The following is a 1976-nucleotide window of genomic DNA, read 5'->3' as shown; positions in this document are numbered from 1 at the left end:
CGGGGCCGCGCGCCGGACGTCCGGGCGGCGCGGCGGGGCGCGCCGGGTTGGCGCACGGGACCGGGGGTACCCGCGAGCCATGATGAACACCGCGTGGATGGAGACGGCCGACCTCGCCGCGGGCCGCGGTGCCCTCGGGACGGGACTCGTGGTGGCGGGTGTGGTGGTCGTGGCGCTGCTGATCGGCATGTTCGCCCTCGGCAGCCGCAAGGTGAGGAGCGGCGAGGGACGCCGGCCCCGCCCGGAGGAGCAGCCCCGGATGCCCGAGGGGGGCCCGGTCCGGGAGACACGGGAGCGGCGGGAGCCGGACGAGGTGCCCAGGAGCGACGAGCGCCTGCTGCCGCACGAACTGAAGGGCCACGGCAACGCCGCCGGCCGCACGAGCGCGTCGCAGGAGCGGCCCCGCTGGGACGAGGGCGGCAGCGGGGCGTTCGGCAGCGGCGGACCGGGCGGCCACTGACCGTCCCCCTCCCCGCCGGCCCGTCGACGGCGGGCCCGTGACGTCGCACCCAGGGAAGTGAGAAGCATGGCAGATCCCGCGCGCAACACCCTGCCGCTGCCCGACTACGACCATCTGCCCATCGGCGGCCTGGAGAGCAGGATCCGCTCGCTGTCCGCGGGCGAGGTCGAGGAGCTGCTGGCCTACGAGCGCTCGCACGCCGACCGGGTCCCGGCGACCCAGCTGCTGGCGGCCCGGCTGGAGCAGCTGAACGCGGGCGCCGAACCGACGTCCGGCGACCCCGGCGCGCTCCGTCCCGAACAGGGCGCCGGCCAGGCCGGGTCCCCGGTGTCGCCCGCCACCTCTCCGCAGCCTTCCAGCCCGCCGCCGCACGGCACCCCGGACCAGCGGGGCAAGCCGAAGGGCAACCGCACCTAGGCCGGGCCGGCCACCGCTCCCGGGGCGGGTCGTACGTCCGTCGATCGCTGCACGCGGTCGTGGGCGTACGGCCCGCCCTTTCGGCTTCTCCCGGGGCCGGAGTGCCCGAAGGGCACGCGTGCGAGGGGCACGCGTGCGAAGTGAGGCGGATCACAGCGCTTCGCTGCATCGTTTCGCCGGGTCATCAGTCTTTGTCTCAGGTGCAAGGGGTTGTTCGGACACGGGGCGGTGGGGATGGAGCGGTTTCGGGTGGACGGCTTCGACGAGTTCGTGGCCGCCCGCTGGTCGGCGCTGCTCCATGTCGCGCGTCTGCTCACCGGCGGCGACCGGCAGCGGGCCGAGGACCTCGTCCAGGAGGCTCTGGTGAAGCTGTGGTTCGTCTGGCCGAGGGTCGCCGAGCAGGCCCCGGAGGCGTACGTGCGCCAGGTGCTGGTGCGGATGGCGGCCCGTTCGGCCCGGCGGCGCTGGTGGGGGGAGCGCCCGGTGGGCGAACTGCCCGACCGGCCCGGACCGGGCGACGTGTCCTCGGCCGTCGCGGAGCGCTCGCGGCTGGAGGCCGCGCTGGCGCTGCTGCCGCCCCGGCAACGGGCCGCGGTGGTGCTGCGCTACTGCGAGGACCTGCCCGAGGGCCAGGTGGCGCAGGCACTCGGCTGCCCGGTGGGCACCGCGCGCTCCCACGCCTCACGCGGTGTGGCGCGGCTGCGGCGGATCCTGTCCGACTCCGTCAGGCCCGTGGGGTGAGGGGAGAAGCGATGGACGACTTCGAGCGTGAGCTGACGCGCATGATGCGCGACGCCCGGCAGCCGGCTCCCTTCCGGTCCGAGCAGCGGGAGCGGCTGTACCAGGGCATCCGGGTCCGCCGCCGGTCCCGGCTGCTGTGGCGGGCCGGCGGGTCGGCCCTCGCGGTGGCCGGGCTGAGCGTCGGGCTGGCCCTGCTGCCGAGCACGGGCTCCCGGTCCCTGCCCGCCGACCGCGGGCCGCAGTCGGCGACCGGTCCGGCGTCGCCCTCGCCGTCCCCGGCGCCGACGACGTCCGCCCCGAGCGTGTCGCGACCGCCGACGCACGCCTCCGGGACCACGGGCGCCGGCACCACGGCCCC

At 76.8% G+C, this 1976-nt stretch carries 4 protein-coding genes; all 4 read left to right on the top strand.

Annotated elements, in window-relative coordinates:
• Nucleotides 1–82 precede the first annotated feature (82 nt).
• A complete protein-coding gene (locus ABTY20_RS35165) occupies nucleotides 83–460 on the top strand; it encodes a DUF6479 family protein (RefSeq protein WP_352001201.1) in 378 nt (125 codons plus the stop codon).
• Between the two features lie 66 nt (nucleotides 461–526).
• A complete protein-coding gene (locus ABTY20_RS35160; RefSeq protein ID WP_352001200.1) occupies nucleotides 527–877 on the top strand; it encodes a DUF8129 domain-containing protein in 351 nt (116 codons plus the stop codon).
• Nucleotides 878–1111: 234 nt separating this feature from the next.
• On the top strand, nucleotides 1112–1618 hold the full coding sequence (locus ABTY20_RS35155) for a SigE family RNA polymerase sigma factor (protein WP_352001199.1): 507 nt from the start codon (nucleotides 1112–1114) through the stop codon (nucleotides 1616–1618).
• Nucleotides 1619–1629: 11 nt separating this feature from the next.
• Nucleotides 1630–1976: cellulase (locus tag ABTY20_RS35150; protein ID WP_352001198.1), on the top strand; the 347-nt coding region annotated here is incomplete at its 3' end.

Origin of the sequence: Streptomyces sp. NPDC126497 (assembly GCF_040302425.1) — a bacterium.
Classification (GTDB): Bacteria; Actinomycetota; Actinomycetes; order Streptomycetales; family Streptomycetaceae; genus Streptomyces.
Note: the sequence above shows the minus strand (reverse complement) of the source record. Positions and strands in the feature narration are given on the sequence as shown.

Bases quoted from the DNA above. Each gene is read 5' to 3' on its own strand.
- ABTY20_RS35165 (WP_352001201.1), top strand. From the start codon at position 83: ATGAACACCGCGTGGATGGAGACGGCCGACCTCGCCGCGGGCCGCGGT.
- ABTY20_RS35160 (WP_352001200.1), top strand. From the start codon at position 527: ATGGCAGATCCCGCGCGCAACACCCTGCCGCTGCCCGACTACGACCAT.
- ABTY20_RS35155 (WP_352001199.1), top strand. From the start codon at position 1,112: ATGGAGCGGTTTCGGGTGGACGGCTTCGACGAGTTCGTGGCCGCCCGC.